Source organism: Pseudomonas fontis (assembly GCF_028656955.1).
Taxonomy (GTDB): Bacteria; Pseudomonadota; Gammaproteobacteria; order Pseudomonadales; family Pseudomonadaceae; genus Aquipseudomonas; species Aquipseudomonas fontis.
Map to the genome: position 1 here is coordinate 39,150 of NZ_JAMDGY010000030.1, position 26,077 is coordinate 65,226.

20 protein-coding genes are annotated in these 26,077 nt (G+C 61.5%); 15 read left to right on the top strand and 5 right to left on the bottom strand.

Annotation, left to right across the window (positions count from 1 at the left end):
- Window positions 1–98: 98 nt before the first annotated feature.
- From radA to M5G11_RS13425, 8 genes are all read left to right on the top strand, one after another.
- Entirely contained in the window at window positions 99–1,469 is a 1,371-nt protein-coding gene (radA, locus tag M5G11_RS13390) for a DNA repair protein RadA (protein WP_273912515.1), read from the top strand.
- A gap of 74 nt (window positions 1,470–1,543) precedes the next feature.
- The gene (locus M5G11_RS13395; protein WP_273912516.1) at window positions 1,544–2,047 is read left to right on the top strand and encodes an RNA polymerase sigma factor; all 504 of its coding nucleotides are present in this window, start codon (window positions 1,544–1,546) and stop codon (window positions 2,045–2,047) included.
- Window positions 2,048–2,115: 68 nt separating this feature from the next.
- Window positions 2,116–3,117: a FecR family protein gene (locus M5G11_RS13400; protein ID WP_273912517.1), complete on the top strand. Its 1,002-nt coding sequence runs from the start codon at window positions 2,116–2,118 to the stop codon at window positions 3,115–3,117.
- Between the two features lie 198 nt (window positions 3,118–3,315).
- A complete protein-coding gene (locus tag M5G11_RS13405) occupies window positions 3,316–5,997 on the top strand; it encodes a TonB-dependent receptor (protein ID WP_420793849.1) in 2,682 nt (893 codons plus the stop codon).
- 85 nt (window positions 5,998–6,082) lie between these two features.
- Window positions 6,083–6,694 carry a heme acquisition protein HasA gene (locus M5G11_RS13410; RefSeq protein WP_273912519.1) on the top strand — a complete coding sequence of 204 codons (612 nt, stop codon included), beginning with the start codon at window positions 6,083–6,085 and terminating at the stop codon, window positions 6,692–6,694.
- A 170-nt stretch (window positions 6,695–6,864) separates the two neighbouring features.
- Window positions 6,865–8,622, top strand: a complete 1,758-nt coding sequence (locus tag M5G11_RS13415) for a type I secretion system permease/ATPase (protein ID WP_273912520.1) — start codon at window positions 6,865–6,867, stop codon at window positions 8,620–8,622.
- 4 nt (window positions 8,623–8,626) lie between these two features.
- Complete coding sequence (locus M5G11_RS13420; RefSeq protein ID WP_273912521.1) at window positions 8,627–9,973, top strand: HlyD family type I secretion periplasmic adaptor subunit; 1,347 nt, start codon at window positions 8,627–8,629, stop codon at window positions 9,971–9,973.
- Between the two features lie 5 nt (window positions 9,974–9,978).
- The gene (locus M5G11_RS13425) at window positions 9,979–11,331 is read left to right on the top strand and encodes a TolC family outer membrane protein (protein ID WP_273912522.1); all 1,353 of its coding nucleotides are present in this window, start codon (window positions 9,979–9,981) and stop codon (window positions 11,329–11,331) included.
- On the opposite strand, the gene M5G11_RS13430 is transcribed toward M5G11_RS13425, so the two are convergent.
- A complete protein-coding gene (locus tag M5G11_RS13430) occupies window positions 11,286–12,041 on the bottom strand; it encodes a copper chaperone (RefSeq protein WP_273912523.1) in 756 nt (251 codons plus the stop codon). The genes M5G11_RS13425 and M5G11_RS13430 overlap by 46 nt on opposite strands.
- Entirely contained in the window at window positions 12,041–13,600 is a 1,560-nt protein-coding gene (locus M5G11_RS13435) for a DUF7868 domain-containing protein (RefSeq protein WP_273912524.1), read from the bottom strand. Before M5G11_RS13435 ends, M5G11_RS13430 begins: the two co-directional genes overlap by 1 nt.
- A gap of 269 nt (window positions 13,601–13,869) precedes the next feature.
- Here M5G11_RS13435 and M5G11_RS13440 point away from each other — a divergent pair, with 269 nt between their 5' ends.
- From M5G11_RS13440 to M5G11_RS13455, 4 genes are all read left to right on the top strand, one after another.
- Entirely contained in the window at window positions 13,870–15,288 is a 1,419-nt protein-coding gene (locus tag M5G11_RS13440) for a hypothetical protein (protein ID WP_273912525.1), read from the top strand.
- Window positions 15,285–16,235, top strand: a complete 951-nt coding sequence (locus M5G11_RS13445; RefSeq protein ID WP_273912526.1) for a PoNi-like cognate immunity protein — start codon at window positions 15,285–15,287, stop codon at window positions 16,233–16,235. The genes M5G11_RS13440 and M5G11_RS13445 overlap by 4 nt, the downstream gene beginning before the upstream one ends.
- Before the next feature lie 333 nt (window positions 16,236–16,568).
- Entirely contained in the window at window positions 16,569–17,519 is a 951-nt protein-coding gene (locus tag M5G11_RS13450; RefSeq protein ID WP_273912527.1) for a PoNe immunity protein domain-containing protein, read from the top strand.
- Between the two features lie 204 nt (window positions 17,520–17,723).
- Entirely contained in the window at window positions 17,724–18,674 is a 951-nt protein-coding gene (locus tag M5G11_RS13455) for a PoNi-like cognate immunity protein (protein WP_273912528.1), read from the top strand.
- Between the two features lie 100 nt (window positions 18,675–18,774).
- Here the strand turns inward: M5G11_RS13455 and M5G11_RS13460 are convergent, their stop codons facing one another.
- Together M5G11_RS13460 and M5G11_RS13465 are read right to left on the bottom strand one after the other, a co-directional pair.
- Window positions 18,775–20,295 (bottom strand): nucleobase:cation symporter-2 family protein, encoded by a 1,521-nt coding sequence (locus tag M5G11_RS13460; RefSeq protein ID WP_273912529.1) that lies wholly within the window; start codon window positions 20,293–20,295, stop codon window positions 18,775–18,777.
- Between the two features lie 263 nt (window positions 20,296–20,558).
- Window positions 20,559–20,927, bottom strand: coding sequence for a PilZ domain-containing protein (locus M5G11_RS13465; RefSeq protein ID WP_273912531.1), 369 nt, complete (start codon window positions 20,925–20,927; stop codon window positions 20,559–20,561).
- A gap of 183 nt (window positions 20,928–21,110) precedes the next feature.
- Here M5G11_RS13465 and M5G11_RS13470 point away from each other — a divergent pair, with 183 nt between their 5' ends.
- From M5G11_RS13470 to yjiA, 3 genes are read left to right on the top strand one after another with little or no spacing between them, the layout of a single operon-like run.
- Window positions 21,111–23,177 (top strand): carbon starvation CstA family protein, encoded by a 2,067-nt coding sequence (locus M5G11_RS13470; RefSeq protein ID WP_273912532.1) that lies wholly within the window; start codon window positions 21,111–21,113, stop codon window positions 23,175–23,177.
- A gap of 18 nt (window positions 23,178–23,195) precedes the next feature.
- Window positions 23,196–23,396 carry a YbdD/YjiX family protein gene (locus M5G11_RS13475; protein WP_273912533.1) on the top strand — a complete coding sequence of 67 codons (201 nt, stop codon included), beginning with the start codon at window positions 23,196–23,198 and terminating at the stop codon, window positions 23,394–23,396.
- 58 nt (window positions 23,397–23,454) lie between these two features.
- Window positions 23,455–24,438: a GTPase gene (yjiA, locus tag M5G11_RS13480; protein ID WP_273912534.1), complete on the top strand. Its 984-nt coding sequence runs from the start codon at window positions 23,455–23,457 to the stop codon at window positions 24,436–24,438.
- A 184-nt stretch (window positions 24,439–24,622) separates the two neighbouring features.
- Here yjiA and glyA read toward each other — a convergent pair whose 3' ends face one another.
- The gene (gene glyA, locus M5G11_RS13485) at window positions 24,623–25,876 is read right to left on the bottom strand and encodes a serine hydroxymethyltransferase (protein WP_273912535.1); all 1,254 of its coding nucleotides are present in this window, start codon (window positions 25,874–25,876) and stop codon (window positions 24,623–24,625) included.
- Window positions 25,877–26,077 lie beyond the last annotated feature (201 nt).

Below are 26,077 nucleotides of genomic sequence, written 5' to 3' on the forward strand. Positions count from 1 at the left end.
CAGACCGCGCTTAGACCGAATAGTTTTGTCGCGTTGCCAGCGCCCCTGGGCCTGCCTCGCTCGGCTATCATGGCGACTTTTTCCAGGAGACTGTCCCCATGGCCAAGGCCAAGCGCATGTACGGCTGCACCGAGTGCGGCGCGACCTTCCCCAAGTGGGCCGGCCAATGTGGCGAATGTGGCGCCTGGAACACCCTGGTTGAAACCGTGCTGGAAAGTGGCGCGGCGGCGGCCCCCAGCGGGCGCACCGGCTGGGCCGGGCAGCAGGCGCAGATCAAGACCCTGGCCGAAGTCAGCATCGAGGAGATCCCACGCTTCAGCACGGCCAGTGCCGAGCTGGATCGGGTACTCGGTGGTGGCCTGGTCGATGGCTCCGTGGTGCTGATCGGGGGGGACCCGGGGATCGGCAAGTCGACGATCCTCCTGCAAACCCTGTGCAACATCGCCACGCGCATGCCGGCGCTGTATGTCACCGGCGAAGAGTCGCAGCAGCAGGTGGCCATGCGCGCTCGACGCCTGGGCTTGCCGCAGGACCAACTGCGGGTAATGACTGAAACCTGCATCGAAACCATCATTGCCACGGCACGGCTCGAAAAGCCCAAGGTCATGGTCATCGACTCGATCCAGACCATCTTCACCGAACAGCTGCAATCGGCACCCGGTGGCGTTTCCCAGGTGCGCGAGAGTGCCGCCTTGCTGGTGCGTTACGCCAAGCAGAGTGGCACGGCGATCTTCCTGGTGGGCCATGTCACCAAGGAAGGCGCGCTGGCTGGCCCGCGGGTGCTGGAGCACATGGTGGATACCGTGCTGTATTTCGAAGGTGAGTCGGACGGTCGCCTGCGCCTGCTGCGGGCGGTGAAAAACCGTTTTGGCGCGGTCAACGAGCTGGGTGTATTCGGCATGACCGACCGGGGCCTGAAGGAGGTTTCCAACCCTTCGGCAATTTTCCTTACGCGAGCCCAGGAAGAAGTCCCGGGCAGCGTGGTGATGGCGACGTGGGAAGGCACCCGACCGATGCTGGTGGAAGTGCAGGCGCTGGTCGATGACAGCCACCTGGCCAACCCGCGCCGGGTCACCCTGGGCCTGGACCAGAACCGCCTGGCCATGTTGCTGGCGGTGTTGCATCGCCATGGCGGCATTCCGACCCATGACCAGGACGTGTTCCTCAACGTGGTCGGCGGGGTCAAGGTACTGGAGACTGCCTCGGACCTTGCGCTGATGGCGGCGGTGATGTCGAGCCTGCGCAACAAGCCTTTGTCACACGGCTTGCTGGTGTTCGGCGAGATCGGCCTGTCCGGTGAAGTACGCCCGGTGCCAAGCGGCCAGGAACGCCTCAAAGAGGCGGCCAAACACGGCTTCAAACGCGCCATTGTGCCCAAGGGCAATGCGCCGAAGGAGTCCCCGCCAGGCTTGCAGGTGATTGCGGTAACACGTCTGGAACAGGCGTTGGATGCATTGTTTGAAGAGTAATCAGACTTCTTGCAACTGATTCTCAACAACGAGTAGCATACGGCCTCTCATCCGACCGTACCCCAGGAGTTCGCGTGGCGGAGTCCGACCTCAAGCGCTTGTTCCTCAAGCACGCGAAAACCTTGCAGGGCCTGCTCACGCGCAAGGTGCGCGACCCGCAGTTGGCTGCCGACCTGGTGCAGGAAAGTTTCCTGCGCCTAGCCGAGCAACAAGGCCGTGAGCACATCGACAACACCCCGGCCTATCTCTATCGTACTGCGCACAACCTGATGATCGACCATGTGCGCCAGCAACAGCGCCGCAAGACCGACTCCGTGCCCCATGAGGCCCTGGAAGGCATCGTCGAAGACAGCCCGGGCCTTGAAGAAACCACCGCCGCCGAGCAGCACATGCGCCGCTTGCGCCAGGCACTGGCACAGCTGCCGCCACGCACCCAGGAAGTCTTCCGGCTCAATCGCCTGGAGGGTTTCACCCACGCCGAGGTGGCGCGCGAACTGAACATCTCCGACAGCTCCGTGCAAAAGCATCTGGCCAAGGCCCTGGCGTATGTGATGCAGTGCCTGCAGGAAAATAGATGACGAACGGTTTACTGGGAAATGCGCCTTCAGACGTCAGCACTTACATAACCAGAAATCGAGAGAACCGTGTGACCAGCCAGATCCCGCCAGAGCAAGCAATTCGCGAGCAGGCCGCCGAGTGGGCGGTGCTGCGCAGCGCCGGGCGTCTGAGCCCGGCGCAGGAACAGGCGCTGGCGCTGTGGTGCGACAGTGACCCCCGGCATGCCGAGGCGCTGGCCTTCGCGGAAGCGACCTGGGCCGAGCTGGGGCTTATCGGCCAGATGCCTCAGGCGCTGCCGCGCGCGGCAGCAATCCCGGCTACGTCGCCAGCGGCAGGCGGGCGACGCCGACGGTCGCGCTTGCGCTGGGCGGCGAGCACGGCGGCAGCCCTGCTGGTGGCAATTTTGGGGGTGGAGCAGGCGCCGCAGGTGCTGCTGTCGCTGCGCGCCGACTTCGCTACTGGCAAGGGCGAGATCCGCCAGGTGACTTTGCCCGATGGCAGCCGGGTCGATCTGGACAGCCAGAGCGGCATTGCCGTGGCGTTCACCAGCAGCGAGCGCCGCGTGCGTTTGCTGGCCGGTGATGCGGTGTTCGATGTGGCGCCCACCAGCGATGACGAGCGCCGACCGTTCGTGGTCGACTACGCCGGGGCCAGCAGCAAGGCCCTGGGCACGCGGTTTGTGGTGGGGGCAGCGGGTGAGGGTGGCTGGGTCGGCATGCTGGAGCACAGCGTCGCGGTCAGTTTGCAGGCGCCACCCCGTGAAGGCCCACGCCAGCAAGTCGTGGAGCAGGGCCACAGCCTGCGTTACGACCAGGCCCATGGCGTGCGCCCCTGGCCGGAGCAGGACCCGCGCCGCGCCACCGCCTGGCAACGTGGGTTGCTGGTATTCGAGCGTGAACCCCTGGGCGCAGTCGCCGCCCAGCTCAATCGTTATCGCCCGGGCCGGGTGATGATCACCGATGCGGCGTTGGCGCGCCGTGAAGTCAGCGGCATGTTCCGCCTCGACAACCTCGACCAGGCCCTCGGCATGCTCACCGACGAGCTCAAGGTCAGCCGCCTGGACATGGCCGGCATCACCCTGATTTATTGAGCCTGAGGCGTCTGCCTCGGGCTTGATGAAACTTTTCTGAAAATAAATTTACTGACTTTTCCAGCCCCGTTCGTCTGCATTGTTGAGATTGATTTTCATTACTAGAAAATGCCAACACAGCGAGCGATGGACGTGACTCAGCCACAACAAAAACGCCGTAACCGCCCGATCCGCCAGGTTGCCCTGACTGGCAGCCTGATGTTCGGCGCCTGTGCACTGACGATGGGGATCGCCAGCGTGCAAGCCGCCGAAACCGCCCAGCGTTCAGCGCTGATCCGTTTCGAGATTCCTGCCCAGTCCCTGGACAGCGCCGTGCTGGCCTATGCCGAACAGGCCGGGGTGCAGGTGTTCTTCGACAGCCGCAAGCTGGCGGGCCTGCGCAGCGAAGGGCTGAAAGGGCAGTTCTCTGCCGAGGAAGGCCTGGGCAAGTTGCTGCGTGGCACCCCGGTGCGCTACCAGTTCACCGGCAATGACCGGGTTGGCCTGGAGCGTTTGAGCGACAGCGGCGAAGCGCTTGAGCTGAGCAACACGCACATTGAATCCAATCAAGACGCCGGCTGGGTCTACCAGGCCCCGCGTTCGGTCAGCGTGATTACCCGCGAGCAGATCGACAAGCGTCCGCCGCGTCACGCAGCAGACATGCTTGAACAGACCGCTGGCGTATACACCGCTGTCAACCAGCGTGACCAGGGCCTGTCGGTGAACATTCGTGGCGTGCAGGACTACGGTCGCGTCAACATGAACATCGACGGCATGCGCCAGAACTTCAACGTCAACGGCCACCAGCAGCGCAACGGCGTGATGTTCGTCGACCCGGAATTCATCAGCAGCATCGAGATCGAAAAAGGCACCCAGGCCGGCATGGGCGGCGCCGGTGTGCTCGGCGGCATTGCCTCGTTCAATACCGTGCAGGCCAACGAGTTCCTCGGCCCAGACAAAGAGTTTGGCGGCCGCCTGCGCGCTGGCCACGGTATTGGTGAACTGGGCAATGGCACCAACTTCAATGGCAGCGGCTTGTTTGCCTTCGGCAACGAGAAGGGTGATCTGCTGCTGGGGATGAGTGAACGGCATTTCGGCGACTATCGCGCCGGCACCCAGAATGCTGACAACCTTGGCACCGAGATCCGCCTCAAGTCATCGCACCGCGACGCCTGGAAGGGCTGGCTCAACGATGAAGTCGGCGACACCGGTAGCGTCACCCGCTCCAACCTGGTCAAGCTGGGTGTGAACCTGCCGCACGATCAGCGGGTGCAACTGAACTACATCGCGACCGATACTGACAGCAAGGAAGCCTGGACCTACATGGACCCGGTGGAAAGCGCCTTCTATTACAAACGCACAGGCAAAAGCGACGTCACCGCGCAGAACGCCTCGGTGGACTACAGCTACAGCCCCGACAACAACCTGGTCGACCTCAAGGCCAAGCTGTATTACGTCAGCACCCGAGAAGATCGCTGGACTGCACCCAGCGAATCGAGCCTGAGCAGTGGCAACTTCGTGCCAGGCTACGACGACAGCTATCGCACGGACACCTGGGGCCTGCAGTTGCAGAACACCTCGCGCTTTTACCTGAGTGATGCCGACAAGCTGAGCTTCAACTACGGCACCGAGCTGTTTCAGGACAGCTTCAAGCCCGACACCGAACGCCAGGCTGCACGCAACGAATCGGCACTGCCCTATGTGGAAGGCATGACCCCCAAGGGCAAGCGGGCAATGGCCAGCCTGTTCGGCGACCTGAAGTACGAGCATGGCGACTGGCTGGAACTCGATGCTGGCCTGCGCTACGACCGCTATCGGTTGTCGGGTGATACCGGCGTGACCGCCTGGATGTATCCCAAGGGCGTCACCGAGCCCAACCTGACCCGCGTAGCGACGCACATGGTCTTCGACGACGAGCGCGAGGAAGGGCGTTTTTCGCCGACCTTCGGCGTCGCCGTCAAGCCGGGTGTGGATTGGCTGCAGCTCTACACTCGCTGGGGCCGTGGCTGGCGTCCGCCGTCAGTCACTGAAGTATTCATGAGCGGCCGCCCGCATGGTGGCGGTGCGGAGATGGTCTATCCCAACCCGTTCCTCAAGGCGGAGGAGTCGCATAACTGGGAACTGGGCTTCAACATCTTCAAGGAATCGCTGCTGCGTGAAGGCGATCGCTTCGGTGCGAAGATCGCCTACTTCGACACCCGTATCGACAACTTCTCGTTCCTCGACACCAACGCCGACCTACCGGGCGCCAGCGCCCTGGGCATCTCGATGGGGCGTTCGGCGTACCAGAACAACCTGGAGCAGACCCGTTTTCGCGGCCTCGAATACAGCCTCGACTACGACGCTGGCGGCTACTACGCCCAGGCCAGCTACACCCACATGATCGGCAAGAACGACTTCTGTTCGAACCAGGTGTACATGGGCGGCGCCCAGCGCCTGGTCAACGTCGGCACCGAGTTGCGCCCGGTGAAGGTAGGCAACCGCGTCATCATGCTGCCGGTTCGTGTCTCGCGAGCCGAAGATGCCCCAGACCTCGACCAGAAGGTTTCCTGTGGCCACGTGATGGGCAATGCCACCTACATGCCGGCCGACCGCGGCGCACTGACCGTCGGTATGCGCTTCTTCGACCGTACCCTGGATGTCGGTGCCCGTGTGCGCTACAGCGAAGGCAATGGCGAGAACCTCAACAGCCACGGCTACAACTTCATGGATCAGGCGCTGTGGCCGCAATACACCGTCTACGACCTGTACGCCAGCTACTGGATGACGCCGCAACTGAACCTGGCGCTGTCGTTGGAAAACGCCACCGACGAAGCCTACTTCGTGGCCATGGGCGACTCCAACAACCTGTCCCTGGCGCGCGGGCGAACCTTGAGCGGAATGCTCGAATACAAATTCTGATTCACACCGAGTTTGCCCATGTCGGGCGACACGAAGGCAAGGAACACGCCTTCGCATAAATAGTGCAATGCAACGAGGAACCGTTATGACTCTTTCCGTTACTTACGATGCAGCCTTCTCCTCCGCCACCATCGATGACTACCTGGCGTTCTGGACAGCTGGCTTCGTGACCGCCGGTCATGGCTACAGCAACACTGGCGGCTTCAGCAACGGCACCTACGATGGCGACCAATACGGCACGCATGGTCGTAACAACTCCGACTACGCCTTCATCGCCGACAGCAACGCCGCCAATGGCCTGCACTATGTCTTCAACCCGGCGCTGCCGGCGAGCAACAACCAGAACCACTACCTGTACGGCCAACTGGACAACGTCTCCCTGGGTGAAGTCCTCACCGGCGGTAGCGGTGCTGATTTCGGCCTGACCAACTACGTGGTCAGCTTCAATGGTCTGGACCTGGATTCGGTGCTGGGCGCTGGTCGCACTGGCAACGACGTGCACAACGTGATCTTCGGCCTGATGCAAGGCAACACCAAGCCACTGGAAGCTGTACTGGACACCCTGCTGGCCAGCTACGGCGTGTCTTCGGACAGCACCTTCGACGCCGTCTCCGCTGCCCTGGCCGCTGGCCCGCACAGCGTTGCCGCTGCTGTTGGCGTACAGGCTCTGCCTGAGGATCTGGCCCTGGCTGCCTGATTACGCGCGAAAAAAAGCGAATGGGAGGTTGCCCTGCCATTCGCTCTGTTGTTGCAAGTTACCCCGCAGCCCGTGTCTTTGCCGGGCCCAGGCTGCGGTGGTTCGAATTCTGTGGTGCTGGCGACGTGAGGTCAATCACATTGCCAGTGCTGCGTCAGAGGTCCTCGATGATGCCTACCCGTCCCGCCGCCAACGAAGTGCTCCAGGCGCTCAACGCCTGCCGTGCCGGCTTTGCCAACATCGGCATCTTCACGGCGGTGATCAACCTGCTGATGCTGGCGCCGGCCCTGTACATGCTGCAGGTCTACGACCGGGTACTGTCCTCGGGCAACGAGATGACCCTGCTGATGCTCAGTGCGATGATCATCGGCATGTTCGCCTTCATGGGCGTGCTGGAATGGGTGCGCAGCCTGGTGGTGATCCGCCTGGGCACGCAGATGGACCTGCGCTTGAACCCACGGGTGTTCGACGCCGCCTTCGAAGCCAGCCTGGCCAGCAACAAAGGTGCGGCTGGGCAGGTGCTGGCCGATCTCACCAACCTGCGCCAGTTCGCCACCGGCCAGGCACTCTTTGCCTTTTTCGATGCGCCATGGTTCCCGGTGTATCTGCTGGTGATGTTCCTGTTCAGCCCCTGGCTGGGCCTGATGGCGTTGGTCGGCGCGGTGCTGCTGATCGCCCTGGCCTGGCTCAACGAGCGCATGACCCAGGCGCCCTTCGCCGAAGCCGGGCTGCTGGCGCAACAGGCCAATCAGCAAGCCGGCGCCAACCTGCGCAATGCCGAAGTGGTCGAGGCCATGGGCATGCTGGGGTCGATTCGCCAGCGCTGGGCGGCGTTGCACCATGGTTTCCTCGCCCAGCAGAACCTGGGCAGTGAACGCACTGCTGCGGTCACCGCCGTGTCGAAAACCGTGCGCCTGACATTGCAGTCCTTGGTGCTGGGGCTCGGCGCCTGGCTGGCCATCGAGCAGTTGATCACCCCTGGGATGATGATCGCCGGTTCCATCCTCATGGGGCGCGTGCTGGCGCCCATCGACCAGTTGATTGCCGTGTGGCGGCAATGGACCTCGGCGCGCCAGGCCTATGACCGGCTGTGCGTCCTGTTGCAGGAGCAACCCGCGCGCGAAGCCGGCATGCCGTTGCCGGCGCCCAAAGGGCGACTGGCAGTCGAGCAGCTCAATGCGTTGCAGCCGGGCAGTCGCAAGCTGTGCCTGAACAACCTCGGCTTCGAGCTGGACCCTGGCGATTCGCTGGGCATCATCGGTGCATCCGGCTCGGGCAAGTCGACCCTGGCGCGGCTGCTGGTCGGCGCGGCCTTGCCCGCTGCCGGCAAGGTGCGGCTCGACGGCGCGGAGCTCAGGCTCTGGGACAAGACCGCGCTGGGCCTGCATGTCGGCTACCTGCCCCAGGACGTACAGTTGTTCGCCGGCAGCATCGCGGACAACATCGCCCGGCTCGGCCCGGTGGACTCCCAACTGGTCATCGCGGCGGCAGAGCTGGCAGGCGTGCACGAGATGATCCTGAAATTCCCCGCCGGTTACGACACCGTGCTGGGCGAGGGTGGCGCCGGGCTTTCCGGCGGCCAGCGCCAGCGCATCGGCCTGGCCCGTGCGCTGTACGGCCTGCCGGCGCTGATCGTGCTCGACGAGCCCAACTCCAACCTCGACGAAGCCGGTGAGCAGGCCTTGCTCGCCGCCATCGCCAAGGTCCGCGAACACAAGCGCACGCTGATCCTGATTACCCACAAGTCCAGCCTGCTGGCCAGTGTGGACAAACTGCTGATGCTCCAGGGCGGCCAGATGCAGGCCTTCGGCCCGACTGCGCGGGTGCTCCAGGACCTGCAGCGCAGTGCCCGCCCGGCACCGGTCGCTGCGCCCGCAGCGCGCCCTACCCCGACTGTAAGTATCAGCTACGGCACTTCGAGAACCTGATCGCATGAGCGCGCATACCCCACTTGCTGCACCTGCCGAGCCCTCAACGGCGCCGAACAATGTCCTGCAATTCGACGAGCGTCGCTACGCGCGTTTCGGGCGCTGGCTGGTCATCGCCGGTTTCGGCGGTTTTATGGCCTGGGCGGCATTTGCGCCGCTGGACAAAGGCGTGCCGGTCACCGGCAACGTGGTCGTCGCCGGCAGCCGCCAGGCGGTGCAGCACCCCACCGGCGGAGTGATCGAACAGTTGCGCGTACGCGACGGTGAAAAAGTCACTGCCGGCCAGGTCCTGGTGCAGATGGACGCGACGCAGGCACGCTCCCAGCATGACTCGTTGCAGGTGCAGTACTTCAATGCCCGCGCCAGCGAAGCCCGGTTGATTGCCGAGCGCGATGGCCAGGCGAGCATCGCCTTTGCCCCGGAGTTGACCGCGCATGCCGCTACGCCGTGGATTGCCACGGCGCTGGAGTCCCAACGGCAATTGCGCACCAGCCGTGCGCAAGCATTGGCGATGGAACTGGCGGGCCTGCGCGAGAGCATTGCCGGTTCGCAGTCGATGCTGGAAGGGGTCCAGGGCTCGATGGCGCACAAGCAGGAGCAGCGCGCCTCGCTTCAGGAGCAACTGGGCGACCTGCGCGAGCTGGCGCGCGAAGGCTATATCCCGCGTAACCGCCTGCTGGACACCGAGCGCCTGTATGCGCAGATCAACGGCGCCATTTCCGAAGACCTCGGTACGATTGGCCGCAACCGCCGTCAGGTCCAGGAACTCAAGTTGCGCATCAACCAGCGCCAACAGGAATTCCAGCGCGAGGTGCGCCAGCAGTTGAGCGAAATCCAGTCCAGCGCCGAAGACCTCGGCAACCGCCTGCGCAGCGCCGAGTACGAACTGGCCAACGCCCAGTTGCGCGCGCCGGTGGCCGGCACGGTGGTGGGCCTGAGCGTGTTCACCAATGGCGGCGTGGTCGCCCGTGGTCAGCAATTGATGGAGATCGTGCCGCAGGATGCGCCGCTGCTGGTGGATGCACGGGCGCCGGTGGAACTGATCGACAAGCTGCACCCGGGCTTGCCGGTGGAGCTGATGTTTGTCGCCTTCAACCAGAGCAGCACGCCACGGGTAGAAGGCGAGGTGACCCTGGTGTCGGCCGACCGCCTGGTGGATGAGAAAACCCAGCAGCCGTACTACCAGATTCGCGCCAAGGTCAGTGATGAGGGCCTGCGCCAGCTGGCCGGCCATGACATCCGCCCGGGCATGCCGGTGCAGGCGTTCGTGCGCACGGGGGAACGTTCGATGCTCAATTACCTGTTCAAGCCGCTGACTGACCGGGTACACGTTGCCCTGTCCGAGGAATGATGCCGATGCGCCTGTTGTCCTGTGCCCTGTTGTTGGGCCTGAGCCTGCCGGCCAGCGCCCTGGACCTGGGTGATGCCTATGCGCTGGCCTTGCGCAATGATCCGACCTTCCATGCCGCCATCGCCGAGCGCGATGCGGGCCTCGAAAACCGCGCCATTGGCCGTGCGGGGCTGCTACCGAACCTGTCGTACCGCTACAACAGCGCGCGCAATGATTCCGAGGTGACCCAGACCAATCAGTTCGGCGACAACACCAGCCAGCGCGACTACCGCAGTTATTCGTCGACGTTGACCTTGCAGCAGCCGCTGTTCGACTGGGCGGCCTGGGCCGACTACCGCCAGGGTGTGGCCAAGGCGCTGTTGGCCGACGAGCGTTTTCGCGGGCAAAGCCAGGCCTTGGCCGTGCGCTTGTTCGGGGCCTACAGCGACGCGCTGTTTGCCAATGAACAGATCGCCTTGGCCCAGGCCCAGCGGCGAGCCTACGCCGAGCAACTGAAACTCAATGAGCGCTTGATCAAGGGCGGCGAAGGCACGCGCACCGATGTGCTGGAAACCCGCGCCCGCTATGAGTTGGCCCAGGCCCAGGAGATCGAGGCCAGTGACAACCTCGATGCGGCCTTGCGCAGTTTGCAGTCGATCATCGGCGAGCCGCTGGAGGTGGCCGATCTTGCACCACTGGCCGGGCACTTCCGCGTGCAGCCATTGCAGCCGGCGCGCTTCGACGCCTGGCGCGACCTGGCGGTGGCCAACAACGCCGAACTCGCCAGCCAGCGCCATGCCCTGGACGCAGCCGATCAGGCCATTGAACGCCAGCGCGCCGGGCACCTGCCCAGCCTGAGCGCGTATGCCAGCAAGGGGCGCTCCAGCTCCAGCTCCGAGAGCAGCTACAACCAGCGCTATGACACCGACACCATCGGCATCCAGCTGAGCATGCCGCTGTTCGCCGGGGGGGGCGTATCAGCTTCGACCCGCCAGGCCACGGCGCAGCGTGACAACGTGCGCTATCAACTGGACGGCCAGATCGCCGAGACCCTCAATGAGCTGCGCAAGCAGTTCAACCTGTGCACCAGCAGCACGGCGAAGGTGCGTGCCTATGAGCTGGCCGTGGATTCGGCCAGCGAGCTGATCACCGCCACCCGCAAGAGCGTGGCTGGCGGGGAGCGGGTCAACCTGGATGTGCTCAACGCCGAGCAGCAGCTGTACAGCGCGCGCCGCGACCTGGCCCAGGCCCGCTATGACTACATGCGGGCCTGGTTGCAGGTGCGGTATTTGGCGGGGACGCTGGAGGCCAGTGACCTGCAGCAATTGAACAACTACTTCGTCAGCCGTGGCGACCTGGCCAGCAACGCTGCCCGATAGCCTGGCAAGGGCCACTGCCAGCGCGCCGGGCGTGCCGGTTGCAGGCGCTCGCGAACCAGCCAGAGCATGCACACGAACATCACCAGGCCATGGCCCTGTTCCACCAGGCTGGGCAGCAACATGGCCGGCCAGCAAGCCGCAATGCACCAGGCGCCATTGCTCAAGCCGTAGCGCAGGCTGTCGCGTGCCATCGGCCAGCCGAACACCGAGAGGTTCGGTGGGTAATGGCAGCGGTTGAGGCTTTTCTGCTTGGCCGGTGACGCTTGCCAGAGCAGGGCAGCCAGCACCGCCCAGAGCACTGCGCCATTGCCTGCCAGCACCTTGAGGGTGATGGAGGCCAGCGTCAGTAGGGCGCCGGCCAGGGTCCAGACGGCGACATAGGCCAGCACGAACAAGGCAATGGCCACACTGCGATGACGCGGCAGGTTGCGCCGCCACAGCAGCAATAGCGGTGCGCCGAGCAGTAGCGGCATCATCGCCAACAGCATCAGCCACCAGGCCAGCAGCGGCCCGAGAGGGTCGAGCGCGAGGGTCAGCGAGACCCCCGACCAGACCCCTTCGGAGAGCATGCCGGCCACCGAACCGCAGAACGCCGGGATCGCCATCTGTGCCGAAGCACCGCTCAACGCCACCCAGCCGGTGAGGCTGGCGAGCGCGAGCCAGGGCCAGGGGCCCTGACGCAGCGCCCGAGGCGAAAGCGCTGAGGACATCAGCGCTCGCCTTTGCGGTACAGGCTGATGCGGCCGATGGTAATCCCGTCTTCGGCGGTCAGCGGCTGCGTCGGCACGATGCTGACCTTGAGCTGGTCAAGGTCCTGCGGATCGTTCAGGTGCAACTGATCGACGATGTCGGTGATTTCCAGCGCAGCGCCCACGCCTCGGCCGCCGTGGGTCGAATCGACCTGGCTGGCCTGTTTGAGTCCGAACAGCGCCACGGAGCCTGCACGCAGTTCCGGGTGCTGGTCAGCCTTGGCACCGGCGGGCAGGTTGATGTAGACGTCCAGGGTTGCCCCGGCCACATCGCCGCGTACGTTCTCAAGCTTGACGAAGACCCGCTCGTGGGCGGCTGGCGAGGTGCTTGGGGCAGCCGCCAGCAGGCGACGCGATTTGAGGTTGCCCGCCACTTTGGCGGTGCCGGCCTTGTCGAGGCGCACCGGGGTTTCGACTTGGTCGCCGATCACCTTGAGCGAGGTATTGTTGGCGCCCAGCAGTTCGGTCACGGGTGGTTTCACGCTGAAACTCCTTGCCGCGGCAGCCAGGGCCGGTTTTGCCGCAGCGGCCTGTTTGAGCCCTGGCTCCGTGAGGCTCTCGTAGGTATAGCCCAGCTTCTCAAGGCTGAGCACTTCGCCGACCTTCCAGATTTTTGGCTCGCCGTCGACCTGGGGCAGCACGAAGTCGCGCTCATCGCTGGGCGGGCCATCGATGAACTCTTCTTCGCGGGGGTTGTGGTGCGCCGGGTCACGGTTCAGCCAGACCTGCCACAGGCGATCGATGTTGGCATGGTGCAGCCAGAACACCGGGTCGAGTGCCGCCTTGTCCGGGTCGTACATCAGGCCGACGTGTTGCAGTGCGCCGTTCTTGCCGTTGGTGCCGCCCACCTCCAGGTGCACCTGGTTATGCGGCTGGTTTTCCAACTGGCCGAAGGTGCCGTCGTCATGGTTGAAACCGGTGGTCAGGCCGCCAAAGCCTGGAATGGCTGATTCTTCGCCGGTGTACTCAGGGTCGGAAAGGGCTTTGCTGGGGTCCATCTTGTTGGTTTGCAGGTGGATTTCACCCGTCTGCTGGACGCCATAGCGCAGCCGGACCGGCAGGGCCAAGGGGTTGGGCGTGCCGTCCGGCAGGGTCTTGTCGTAGAACTCTGGCGGCAGGGTCAGCACCTGGGGGCGTTGCTTGAAGTCGCAATAGTCCCAGTACGGCAGGGCCCAGTCGGACGGGCCGCCGAGCTTGACCACGGCAGCCCGGACAATCTCCTCGAACGACAGCGCGTATGGCCGGTGCCAGGGCAGGAAGAACCAGGTTGAGTGCTGGCACTGGTCCCAGTAAATGCCGCGTTCTTCGGAAGAGGGCAGGGTTTCACCAGGCTTGAGGTAGCCGTCGACTTCCCAGCTGAGCTTGTTGAAACCGTGGATGCCGGCCAGGAAGCGCCAGCTGGTGCAGTCGGTGATGGGGCGTTGTTGCAGCACCTGGATAGCCTTGGCGTACCACAGCAGGGTGGGGTGCCATTTTTTCTCTTCGGCCAGCTTCCATAGATCGCGGCGAATGTAGGTCACGATAACGCTCCTTCCCTGAGGTCATGCCGGATTGGCCCATACACGATAGATCAGGCTAGGCAATGTGCCACTACCCTGTGTCGGGTATTCGTTGGCCCTCCTGGCAGCGTTGAAATTATCTCGTCCTCTTGTTGGGAAATTGCCTACTCCAGGCAGGGACTCGTCTGACATCGCTCCCGCGTTCAATCCGTTAACTATCTGTGCTCTTGCTGACAGGGATAGTTGATGAGATCGCACATTCAAAATTTGCCGTGCAGTGGTGGGCGCCCATGAGCCTGCCCTGGCTGGACAAGATGCTCGACACGTTGAAGGGCGGCGGGCGCTGGCTGCGCGACCTGATCTATGGCGAGTTCGTTGAAGAGCGGCCGCTGAGCGTGGTCATCGCCGACATGCTGGTGGCGTTCGTGCCGGGGGTGGTGATCCTGCTCAGCGCACGCGATCTGGCGGCGGTAAGTTTGCGCCTCGGGCGCCGCTACACGGATGCCTCCGTCGGGAGGGGTGAACAGCATCCCGAGTGGCAGGAATGGGCGTTGCTCACGGTCTGCCTGTTCACCCTGATTGCCCCGGTGATCGGCGTCGCCATCGGCTCGGCGGGGTTGGCAGCCGGGGCCGCCGTGGGAGCGCTTGCGGGCACGCAGGCTTCGGCAATTCTGCGGGCGTTGGGGCTGTTGCTGATGCGTGAAAGCGCGGTGGCGCTCAGTACCTTGATCAACTTCCTGGGGCGCTTCACCCGTGCCGACATTCTGGCCCTGTTGCGGCAGGTGAAGTTTGGCGAGTACGCACCGCAGCTGATCAGCACGCTCGATGATTTTCTTGGCAATGCCATCGCGGCCATTCAGCGCCTGAGCCATTCGATCAGCGGCACGCCGTGGGTCAGCCAGCTTGAGCGCTCGAAGGAAGTGCTCAACCGCCTGAGGGTCATGGAGCAGCGCTTCTACGCCGTGCAGCGGCATGCGTTTACGCAGATCCCGCACGCATTGCAGCAGCTTGATGGGCGTTTGGCGCGGGCGTTGGAGCAGGTGCTGGAGATGCCGCCGCACTACGCCATGGCCGGTGTGCGGACCGAGAAGCCGGTGGTCATGAGCATGGAGGGCGGGAAGGTGAGCTCGGGCATCGGTATGCCTCCGCTGTTTCTCGAGCGCCCGGCTGGGGGACATGGGCCGCCGCAACCGCAACGGCTGGGAGCGGAGCCGATTACGGGGGCCAACATCCATACGATCAACCCGACGACGCTGGGCAGCAAAGGGAAGGGTATCTACGGGGAAATCGTCAGCGACAACTACATGCGCAGCAAAGGGCACGAGAACCTGGTGCCGCACTCAAGGCCGCCACGCAACCTGGAGGACATCCCGATAGGGCGGGGGATCGATGGGGTGTACAAAAATGGCAAGCCGCCACCGCCGTATATCGTGACGGAGACCAAGTACCGGACCGGGGGGCAGTTTTCGGCGGGGAGTTTGCCGACGACGAAAGGGAGTGCGGGTTATTCTGCAGCGAAACAGATGAGCGATGACTGGATTCGGCCCAGGTTGCCAGATGTCTTAGATGAAGAATTGGCGATCAAAGTTCGTAAAGACGGATATGAGCGTTGGTTAATTGTGGTAGACGAAAGCGGTAGCATCGCGAGCACCACAAAGCTTGATGGGTATGCCAATGTAATTCCTCAAGAAGCGAGAGCACTAAAATGAGAGACTTCAACAGTTCCAAGCGAGAACCTTTGCTTGCAGAAGCTGCTTACCATAGTTCAGTTAAAATAAAGCAAGACAACTATGTAAACGTGACATTTGATGCTGTGCGTGCAGAACAGCAACGCACGGCTGAGCATGAAAGAGGCTTGAGCTTTGACTGGGCATTTGGAAATCTTGAGCTGTTGATTCAGTTGTATTCTGGCGGAGAACCACTAGAAAACTTGCTAGCTGCGGCCAATCGCACCTTTGATGAATTCGAACGGCATAAAAAAAACTTCCCAGACTTTTACCTTCTGCCTTGGGAGCCTGACGCTTACCAGTACACACTTTGGTTGCTCTCCCTGTCTGTTCTTTTTGACCTGCCCGAACGTGCAAAAATGATAGCAACCTATGTAGGCTCAACCCTTGAGGACGGTCAGGATTCTTTGCTCCGACAATTATATTCCCGGGTTGGTGTCTCCTTTCCGGGAGATAACCTCATCCACGTTAAACCCTACGCGGAGCTCCAATCGGCACTCAATGCCTGTGGAGATGAACAGCAGCAGTTGATGGCCCGCTACCTTAAACATTGGTACCAAAACATGAAAAAGTGCTACTGGTATGGGCGTGATAAACGACCCGCCGCAGGCTTCTTCGGCTACTGGGCATTTGAAGCAGGAATGGTAACCGTCCTATGGGACATTGACGATACTGTTTATCGCGATCTCCCTTACTACCCAAAAGACTTGGTGGACTATGCTCGCGCCAAGCATGTTGCTGACCATTTCCCCCGAGGCCGCCTAATTGGCACCCCGGGAATGACCGCCAAGTCGGGAGAAGAGTGCCCCTGCACAGGTGTTTGGATATGTGACGACTGGGCTGTAGGCCCACAAACCTTTAGCCGGGGAATAACCTTGCCTACAGACAGCGGTCGCCAAGTTACATGGCGACTGACAAAGGTAATTTAACCGGCGCGCATTCGAAGCCGCCACGTAGTCTGGAAAGAATGCCAAGCCGCCACCGCCGTATATCGTGACGGAGACCAAGTACCGGACCGGGGGGTAGTTTCGGCGGGGAGTTTGCCGACGACGAAGGGGAGTGCGGGGTACCCGGCTTCCAGGCAAATGAGTGATGGGTGGATCCGACCTAGATTACGAGGCATTCACGATAAAAATACAGCCTATAAGGTTCGAATAGAGGGATACGAGCGCTGGGTGATAACTATCGATGAGGGTGGAAGTGTAACTAAAGTTATAAAGGCCGATGAAGGCGCAAAGGAAATTATATGAACAGGTACTCCAATGACTGATTTTGACAAAACAAAGCGGGAACCACTTTTAGTGGAGTCTGATTATCTGGACTCTTTACAGTTCAAGCAGGAGCACTATATAAATCAAGACTTAGCGCACATACTCTCGTCTCGTGAGCGTACCTACTCACACGAGAAAGGGCTTAGCTGGGATTGGGCGTTTGAGTCTTTTGAGCTTTTAATGCTTCGATACTCTGGCGGCGACCCTGTTGCAGATTTATTGGCTTGCGCAAATCATGCATTTGACCAATTTGTGCGCCACAAACTAGAGCACCCTGAATTCTCCTTGTCACCTTGGGAGCCAGACGCCTACCAATATATATTATGGTTAATTTCCTTGGCTGTTCTGCTTGACATGAATGAGCGTGCGCCTCAGATAGCCAACTTTATTAATGTTTCTCCAGGTGATGGCTTGGATTCGCTGCTGTGCGCTATTTTTTCTCGAGTTGGTGTTGAACTACCTATAGGTGAGCGCACTATCAAAAAGCCATTCAATGAGCTTCAGGCTGCACTGAATAGTTCTGGAGACGAGCAGCAACAGCTTATGTCTCGCTACCTTAGGCATTGGTACCCCAATATGAAAAATTGTTATTGGCATGGGCGGGACAAGGTCCTTGATTCAGGCTTCTTCGGCTACTGGGCATTTGAAGCGGCTATGGTGACCATCCTATGGGACATTGACGATACTGTTTATCGCGATCTCCCTTACTACCCAAAAGACTTGGTGGACTATGCCCGCGCCAAGCATGTAGCTGACCATTTCCCCCAAGGCCGCCTAATTGGCGCTCCGGGAATGACCGCCAAGTCGGGAGAAGAGTGCCCCTGCACAGGTGTTTGGACGTGTGACGACTGGGCTGTAGGGCCACAAACCTTTAGCCGGGGAATAACCTTGCCCACAGACAGCGGTCGCCAAGTTACATGGCGGCTGACAAAGGTAATTTAACCGGTTCCCACTCAAGGTCGCCACATAGCCTGGAGAATATCCCAATAGGGCAAGGGGTTGATGGGGTGTACAAGAATAGTAAGCCACCACCATATATCGTGACGGACACGAGTATTGGTTGTTAGTGGCGGATGAAAATTGGCCTATGGCAAGTATTGGTACCCTTGATGAGCACGCGAGTACAGTTTCCTGCAGGAGCACGCTGTGAATAAGTTTGAAACTATAAAAAGAGAACCTCTGCTGTCGGAAGAAAACTACAATAGCTCCCTTGCCTCAAAGATAAAAAACTATATAAATATAAGTCTAAGCGATATTCTTGCAGAGACACCACGCTCACGCGCCCATGAAGAAAGTATTAGCTGGTCGTGGTCATACAAGTCTCTGGAGCACTTAATTCAAAGGTACTCCGGAGGTGAAGACTTCGAGTCGTTGAGCGCATACGCAGAAACCGCATTCCATGAGTTTCACCGCCACAAAACCGATTTTCCTGAATTCTCTCTAAAGCTATGGGAGCCAGATGCATATCAGTACGTAATGTGGCTACTTTCTCTTGCTGTCCTTTTCGATATGCCCATACGGGTCGAGCAAATTGCCGACTATATAAGTCTCGATCCTGACGATGGCCAGGACTCATTGATTCGCCAGTTATTCGTTAGAGTTGGTGTCAACCTACCAGGCGAAGAGCTTATTCACTTGAAGCCCTATGCGGAACTCCAGGCGGCGCTGGCTACGTCGGGAGACGAACAGCATCAACTGATGGGCCGATATTTGAAGCACTGGTATCGTAATATGAAAGGCTGCTATTGGCATGAACGTGATAAACGACCCGACGCAGGCTTCTTCGGCTACTGGGCATTTGAAGCGGCTATGGTGACCGTCCTGTGGAACATTGACGATACTGTTTATCGCGATCTCCCTTACTACCCAAAAGACTTGGTGGACTATGCTCGCGCCAAGCATGTAGCTGACCACTTCCCCCAAGGCCGCCCAATTGGCGCCCCGGGAATGACCGCCAAATCGGGAGAAGAGTGCCCCTGCACAGGCGTTTGGACGTGTGACGACTGGGCTGTAGGGCCACAAACCTTTAGCCGGGGAATAACCTTGCCCACAGACAGCGGTCGCCAAGTTACCTGGCGCCTGACAAAGGCTATCTGAAGCGCCCGCATTTTTATCCGCTGTACGCCCTGAGCACCGCCACCGGCCAATAAAAAAGGGCCGGCGATGCGCGCCGGCCCTTCTGTCTACTCAGTCGCGGTCAATGCTCCGCGACTGCGTTTCGTCGAGGCGCAGTACCACCCTGCTCCTGCGACTCCACCACCGGCACTTCCTTGCCCTCGGCATCGAACAGCTTGCCGTCCTCGAAGTAGTCGCCGTCACGCAGCGACGAGATGTCGTGGTAGTTCAAGGTGCGCTCGGAGGCCGCCACGAACACCGACTGCTGGTCCGAGTTGCCGGCAGTGAAGTGGTTGAAGGCCAGGTTCAGCAGGATCGCCATGATCGCCGCCGAGCTGATGCCCGAGTGGAAGATGGTCTCGAACCAGCTCGGGAAGTGGTCGTAGAAGTTCGGTGCAGCAATCGGGATCATGCCGAAGCCCAGCGAGGCGGCAACGATGATCAGGTTCATGTTGTTGCGGTATTCCACCTTGGACAAGGTCCGAATGCCGCTGGCCGCCACCGTACCGAACAGCACGATACCGGCGCCGCCAAGTACCGAGGTCGGCACCGCTGCAATCACCCGGCCCATGATCGGCAGCAAGCCGAGCACCACCAGGATCACCCCGCCGGTTGCCACCACATAGCGGCTCTTGACGCCAGTCACGGCAACCAGGCCGACGTTCTGGGCAAACGCGCTCTGGGTGAAGGAGCCGAAGATCGGCGCCAGGATGCTCGAGGCCATGTCCGCACGCAGGCCATTGCCCAAGCGCTTGGAGTCAACCTTGGTGTCGATGATCTCACCGACCGCGAGGATGTCCGCCGAGGTCTCGACCAGGGTCACCATGATCACGATGCACATCGACAGGATCGCGGCGACGTGGAAGGTCGGCATGCCGAAGTGGAATGGCGTCGGCATCGCTACCAGCGGGCCTTCGAGCACCTTGCTGAAGTCGGCCATGCCCAGCGACCAGGCGATCAGGGTACCGATCACCATCGCCAGCAGGATCGACAGGCGCGAGATGGTCGCGCTGCCCAGCTTGCTCAGTACCAGCACGATCAGGAAGGTCAACCCGGCCAGGCCGATGGTGGCCATGCTGCCGAAGTCCGGCGCCTTGCTGTTGCCACCCATCACCCAGCGTGCCGCAACCGGCATCAGGGTCAGGCCGATGGTGGTGATGACGATGCCGGTCACCAGGGGCGGGAAGAACTTGGTGATGCGCGAGAACACCGGGGTAATCAGAAAGCCGATCAACGATGCCGCCATGACCGCCCCGAGGACACCGGGCAAGCCACCGCCACCTTCGCTGCTGAGGATCGCACCCATGGTCGCGACACCGGCGAACGATACGCCTTGCACCAGCGGCAGCTGGCAACCGAACCAGGGCAGGCCCAGGGTCTGCAGCAACGTGGCCAGGCCACCGGCAAACAGCGATGCGGCAATCAACAGGCCGATATCGCCCGGGCCAAGGCCTGCGGCCTGCCCCAAGATCAGGGGGACGGCAACGATACCGCCGTACATCGTCAGGACGTGTTGCAGACCATAAGCCAGGTTGGCGCCTAGGCCCAGGTTCTCGTCTTCGGGACGTGGAGCTGAAGACGTGCTAGGGGAGGACGTATTCATGGAACGGCTCTCTGTTTTATTGTTGTGGCGCTACTGTAGACAAGTCCTACACATGATTGCCAGAACAATTGTATACAATTTTTAGATTTGCGTAGGAACAGTCCTACCCGTTGGTTGCATCGGACGGCGGATGCAGTTTCTGTTCCAAAACGTATACGCGCGCTGCCACGGGGCTCTGCGAGAGCCTCGGGGTAGCGTGGGAAGAAAAGGGGGAGGGGATGATCAGGCGGGTTGAGCGGGTTTGGATAGCAGGCTAAAGGCTTTCAAATTTCGATGAGTTGGCGCAGCTCGCGGTGCAGTTCGTCGTCATCGCCCAGGTTCAGCTCGATCAGCCGGCGCAGGTGGGTGATGGAGTCGATGTCGATATAGAGGCAGGCAAACCCGACCTGGTGGCCCGGCTCTTCGTGGCGCAACTCGACCTCCATCTTGATCACGGTGTGGTCATCCAGGTGGACGCGGGCATTGAACACGGCAGTAGGGTCGGCGTCCCACGGCTTGGGGCATTCGATCAACAGCCCCTTGAGCGACAGATCGAGCAGTTTTACCGTCCAGAGCTGCTCGCCCTGCACCAGTTCCGTGCGTGCCTTGAAGGCAATGCGCCTGAAACACCGACGTTCATGATGGTCGATCATGGGCAGTTTCTCCGAGGTTCGTCTGAACTATAGACCAGCACTTGCAAGGCACCCCGCTCGGGTGCATAACAGACCATGGGTTTCCCCACGGGAGGCTCTAGACCAAAGCAAGTATGGCAATGCGCGATGACTCGCCCTAGACTCGATGGGCGGTCCTTCTTATCCACTAGCTGGAAGCAAACCATGAACAACAATAATAGCCTGCTACGCCACATTCCGTGGCTGGTGCTGGCAGTCCTGGGAGCCTGTGCGCTGGGTGTGGTCGCCCTGCGCCGGGGCGAGGCCATCAACGCCTTGTGGATTGTAGTTGCCTCGGTGGCGCTGTATCTGGTCGCCTACCGTTACTACAGTCTGTTCATCGCCACCAAGGTGATGCAACTTGATCCACGTCGGGCCACCCCGGCGGTACTCAACAATGACGGTCTGGACTACGTTCCGACCAACAAGCACATCCTCTTCGGTCACCACTTTGCCGCCATTGCCGGCGCCGGCCCGCTGGTCGGCCCTGTGCTCGCGGCGCAGATGGGCTATTTGCCGGGCACGCTCTGGCTGATTGCCGGCGTGGTGCTGGCGGGTGCGGTGCAGGACTTCATGGTCCTGTTCCTGTCCACTCGTCGCAACGGCCGCTCCCTGGGCGACATGGTCCGTGAAGAAATGGGCCGGATCCCGGGCACGATTGCCCTGTTTGGCTGCTTCCTGATCATGATCATCATCCTCGCGGTGCTGGCGCTGATCGTGGTCAAGGCCCTGGCCGAGAGCCCGTGGGGCATCTTCACGGTCATGGCGACCATCCCGATCGCGATGTTCATGGGCGTCTACATGCGCTACATCCGTCCGGGGCGCATTGGCGAGATCTCGCTGATCGGCGTGGTCCTGCTGCTGCTGTCGATCTGGCTGGGGGGCCAGGTGGCAGCGGACCCGGTCTGGGGCAAGGCGTTCACCTTCACCGGTATCCAGATCACCTGGATGCTCGTCGGTTATGGCTTCGTTGCGGCGGTACTGCCGGTCTGGCTGGTGCTGGCACCGCGTGACTACCTCTCCACCTTCCTCAAGATCGGTACCATCGTGGCCCTGGCCATCGGCATCCTGGTGTTGGCGCCCGAGCTGAAAATGCCGGCCCTGACCCAGTTCACCGACGGTACCGGCCCGGTCTGGAAGGGCACCCTGTTCCCGTTCCTGTTCATCACCATCGCCTGTGGCGCGGTGTCGGGCTTCCATGCGTTGATCTCCTCGGGCACCACGCCCAAGCTGCTCGACAATGAAGTCAACGCCCGCTACATCGGCTACGGCGGCATGCTGATGGAGTCGTTCGTCGCCATCATGGCCATGGTTGCCGCGTCGGTGATCGAGCCTGGCGTGTACTTCGCCATGAACAGCCCACCTGCGGTGGTCGGCACCGACGTTGTCACGGTGGCGCAAACTGTCAGCAGCTGGGGCTTTGCCATTACCCCAGACCAGCTGGAAGCGGTCGCCCGGGATATCGGCGAGCACACCATCCTGGCCCGCGCCGGCGGTGCGCCGACCCTGGCGGTCGGTATCGCGCAGATCCTGCACCAGGTGTTGCCAGGTGAAAACACCATGGCCTTCTGGTACCACTTCGCGATCCTGTTCGAGGCGTTGTTCATCCTCACTGCGGTGGACGCCGGTACCCGTGCCGGGCGTTTCATGCTGCAAGACCTGCTCGGCTCCTTCGTGCCTGCGCTGAAACGCACCGAATCGTGGCCGGCCAACCTGATCGCGACTGCCGGTTGTGTGGCGATGTGGGGTTACCTGCTGTATCAAGGCGTGATCGACCCGTTGGGTGGCATCAACACCTTGTGGCCGCTGTTCGGCATCTCCAACCAGATGCTTGCCGGTATTGCGCTGATGCTCGGCACCGTGGTGCTGATCAAGATGAAGCGCCAGCAGTACATCTGGGTCACCTTGCTGCCAGCGGTATGGCTGCTGATCTGCACCACCACCGCGGGCTTCATCAAGCTGTTCGACCCTAACCCGGCCGTTGGCTTCCTGGCCCTGGCCGACAAGTACCGCGCGGCGCTGGAAGCCGGCCAGGTGTTGGCCCCGGCCAAGGACTTCAGCCAGATGCAGCATGTGATCTTCAACGCGTACACCAACGCGACGTTGACCGCGCTGTTCCTGTTCGTGGTGTTCAGCATCCTGTTCTTTGCCGTGAAGGTTGGTTATCGCGCGCTGAGCAAGACCGAGCGCACCGACAAGGAAACTCCGTTCCAGGCACTGCCGGACGCGTAAACCAAGAGGAATGCAGTCATGTTCAACGATCTCGGTCGACTGGGTAAGTACCTGGGGCAGGCAGCCCGCCTGATGGTCGGCATGCCCGACTACGACAATTACGTCGAGCATATGCAGACCAAGCACCCGGACAAGCCGGTGATGAGCTACGAGGCGTTCTTCCGGGAGCGCCAGGAGGCCCGTTACGGTGGCGGCAAGGGCAGCCCCCGTTGTTGCTGAGTCCGCAGTAGTACCCACGCGCCACGCTAGTCGTGGCGCGTTTCATTTCGGGAGTCCCATGACCCATCTCAGCCCCATTCCCGTCACTGTGCTCAGTGGCTTTCTCGGTGCAGGCAAGACCACCTTGCTGCGCCATATCCTCAAGGCCGAGCACGGCCTGAAGATCGCGGTGATCGAAAACGAATTCAGCGATGCCGGTATCGACAGCCAGTTGCTGGGTGACGAGCCGGTGCAGGTGATGACGCTGGCCAATGGCTGCGTTTGCTGCAGCATCCACACTGACCTGACCAAGGCGCTGTTCCTGTTGCTGGAGCGGCGCGACAGTGGCGAGATCGCCTTCGACCGCCTGGTGATCGAGTGCACCGGGCTGGCGGACCCGGCACCGGTGGCGCAGACCTTCTTTATCGAGGAGGAGTTGCGTGACCGCTACATTCTGGACGGCATCATCACCCTGGTGGATGCCGCGCATGCCGATGTGCACCTGACCCAGGCGATTGCCCAGGCGCAGGTCGGCTTTGCCGACCGCCTGCTGGTGAGCAAGACCGACCTGGTCGATACGGCGAGTTTCCAGGCTCTCAGTGAGCGGCTGACGCGGATCAACCGCCGAGCGCCGATACGGGTGGTGGACCACGGCCGTATCGATCTGGCAGAGCTGCTGGATGTGCGCGGGTTCAACCTCAATGCCGACCTGGGAGGTGGCTTCAGCCTGCGTCCGCTAAGCAAGGCCACCACGGCGGACCGGATTGCCAGCTTGGTGCTGCGCACTGAAGTGCCGCTGGATATTGATCGGCTCAGTGAGTTCATGAACGAATTGCTGGAGGCCCATGGCAAGCAGTTGCTGCGCTACAAGGGCGTGCTGAGCATTGCCGGCGAATCGCGGCGGCTGGTGTTCCAGGGGGTGTTGAAGCTGTATGGCTTCGACTGGGACACCGAGTGGGCCGAGGGCGAGGCGCGCGAAAGCGTGATGGTGTTCATTGCTGATGAGCTGCCAGAGGCGAAGATCCGTGCGGGGTTTGCGGCGCTGTCGCAGCCGGCGCCTTGAGCACGACCCTTGTAGCCGCTGCCGTCAGGCTGCGCTCGCCTGCAACGCAGGCGCAGCTGTTGGGAGCCCTTGCGGACTCCAGCGCAGCCTGACGGCAGCGGCTACAAGGTCATCACTTCGAGCAGGGCAGGCATAAAAAAGCCCGGCTCATGAGCCGGGCTTTTTCACATCACTCAACTGACAATCAGTTGCCGTAGACCGGCAGCTTCTTGCAGATGGCTTTGACCTTCTCACGCACGGCGTCGATTACCGCCTGGTTGTTCAGGTCGGCCAGGATGTCGCAGATCCAGCCTGCCAGTTCCTGGCACTCTGCTTCCTTGAAGCCACGGGTGGTCACAGCCGGGGTGCCGAAACGCAGGCCGGAGGTGACGAACGGGGAACGTGGGTCGTTCGGTACGGAGTTCTTGTTCACGGTGATGAAGGCGGCGCCCAGGGCGGCGTCGGCATCTTTACCGGAGATGTCCTGCTTGATCAGCGACAGCAGGAACAGGTGGTTCTCGGTACCGCCGGAAACCACGTCGAAACCACGCTCGATGAACACGCTGGCCATGGCCTGGGCGTTCTTCACGACCTGTTGCTGGTAAGTCTTGAACTCAGGCTGCAGCGCTTCCTTGAAGCAGATCGCCTTGGCCGCGATAACGTGCTCCAGCGGGCCACCCTGGGCACCCGGGAAGACGGCGGAGTTCAGCTTCTTCTCGATCTCGGCGTTGGCGCGGGCCAGGATCAGGCCGCCACGTGGACCGCGCAGGGTCTTGTGCGTGGTGGTGGTGACGACGTCGGCGAACGGCACCGGGTTCGGGTACACGCCTGCAGCGACCAGACCGGCAACGTGAGCCATGTCGACGAACAGGTAGGCACCGACCTTGTCAGCGATTTCGCGGAAGCGCGGGAAGTCGAGGATCTGCGAGTAAGCCGAGAAACCGGCAACGATCATTTTTGGCTTGTGCTCGACCGCCAGGCGCTCGACTTCGTCGTAGTCGATCAGGCCGTTGGCATCGATACCGTATTGAACGGCGTTGTACAGCTTGCCCGAGGAGCTGACGCTGGCGCCGTGGGTCAGGTGACCGCCGTGGGCCAGGCTCATGCCCAGGATGGTGTCGCCGCCTTGCAGCAGGGCCAGGTAGACCGCAGCGTTGGCTTGGGAGCCGGCGTGTGGCTGGACGTTGGCGTAGTCGGCACCGAACAGCTCTTTGGCGCGGTCGATGGCCAGTTGCTCAACCACGTCGACGAATTCGCAGCCGCCGTAGTAACGCTTGCCTGGGTAGCCTTCGGCGTACTTGTTGGTCAGAACCGAGCCTTGGGCTTCCATGACGGCCGGGCTGGTGTAGTTTTCCGAAGCAATCAGCTCGATGTGCTCTTCCTGGCGCTGGGCTTCTTGCTCCATGGCGGCAAAGAGATCGGCGTCGTACTTGGCAATGGTCAAATCACGGCTGAACATGGCGGTCCTCAAGGATCGTGCTGAAATAGGGGGGCATTCTACCCCATCGGCTTTTGTCTGGCATATGAAAGGGCGTCATGTCGCAGACAAGCGGGGTTCATTTGCGGGATTTATCGGGCGGGGATGCTGGTGAGCGCGCCGAGATCACTGTGGGAGCCGGCCTTGCCGGCGATTGCACTGGCCTCATCGCCGGCAAGGCTG

Bases quoted from the DNA above. Each gene is read 5' to 3' on its own strand.
- M5G11_RS13460 (WP_273912529.1), bottom strand. From the start codon at position 20,295: ATGAATACGTCCTCCCCTAGCACGTCTTCAGCTCCACGTCCCGAAGAC.
- M5G11_RS13415 (WP_273912520.1), top strand. From the start codon at position 6,865: ATGCCTACCCGTCCCGCCGCCAACGAAGTGCTCCAGGCGCTCAACGCC.
- M5G11_RS13465 (WP_273912531.1), bottom strand. From the start codon at position 20,927: ATGATCGACCATCATGAACGTCGGTGTTTCAGGCGCATTGCCTTCAAG.
- M5G11_RS13405 (WP_420793849.1), top strand. From the start codon at position 3,316: ATGTTCGGCGCCTGTGCACTGACGATGGGGATCGCCAGCGTGCAAGCC.
- M5G11_RS13445 (WP_273912526.1), top strand. From the start codon at position 15,285: ATGAGAGACTTCAACAGTTCCAAGCGAGAACCTTTGCTTGCAGAAGCT.
- M5G11_RS13425 (WP_273912522.1), top strand. From the start codon at position 9,979: ATGCGCCTGTTGTCCTGTGCCCTGTTGTTGGGCCTGAGCCTGCCGGCC.
- M5G11_RS13450 (WP_273912527.1), top strand. From the start codon at position 16,569: ATGACTGATTTTGACAAAACAAAGCGGGAACCACTTTTAGTGGAGTCT.
- M5G11_RS13410 (WP_273912519.1), top strand. From the start codon at position 6,083: ATGACTCTTTCCGTTACTTACGATGCAGCCTTCTCCTCCGCCACCATC.
- M5G11_RS13440 (WP_273912525.1), top strand. From the start codon at position 13,870: ATGAGCCTGCCCTGGCTGGACAAGATGCTCGACACGTTGAAGGGCGGC.
- M5G11_RS13420 (WP_273912521.1), top strand. From the start codon at position 8,627: ATGAGCGCGCATACCCCACTTGCTGCACCTGCCGAGCCCTCAACGGCG.
- M5G11_RS13475 (WP_273912533.1), top strand. From the start codon at position 23,196: ATGTTCAACGATCTCGGTCGACTGGGTAAGTACCTGGGGCAGGCAGCC.
- M5G11_RS13470 (WP_273912532.1), top strand. From the start codon at position 21,111: ATGAACAACAATAATAGCCTGCTACGCCACATTCCGTGGCTGGTGCTG.
- M5G11_RS13430 (WP_273912523.1), bottom strand. From the start codon at position 12,041: ATGTCCTCAGCGCTTTCGCCTCGGGCGCTGCGTCAGGGCCCCTGGCCC.
- glyA (WP_273912535.1), bottom strand. From the start codon at position 25,876: ATGTTCAGCCGTGATTTGACCATTGCCAAGTACGACGCCGATCTCTTT.
- yjiA (WP_273912534.1), top strand. From the start codon at position 23,455: ATGACCCATCTCAGCCCCATTCCCGTCACTGTGCTCAGTGGCTTTCTC.
- radA (WP_273912515.1), top strand. From the start codon at position 99: ATGGCCAAGGCCAAGCGCATGTACGGCTGCACCGAGTGCGGCGCGACC.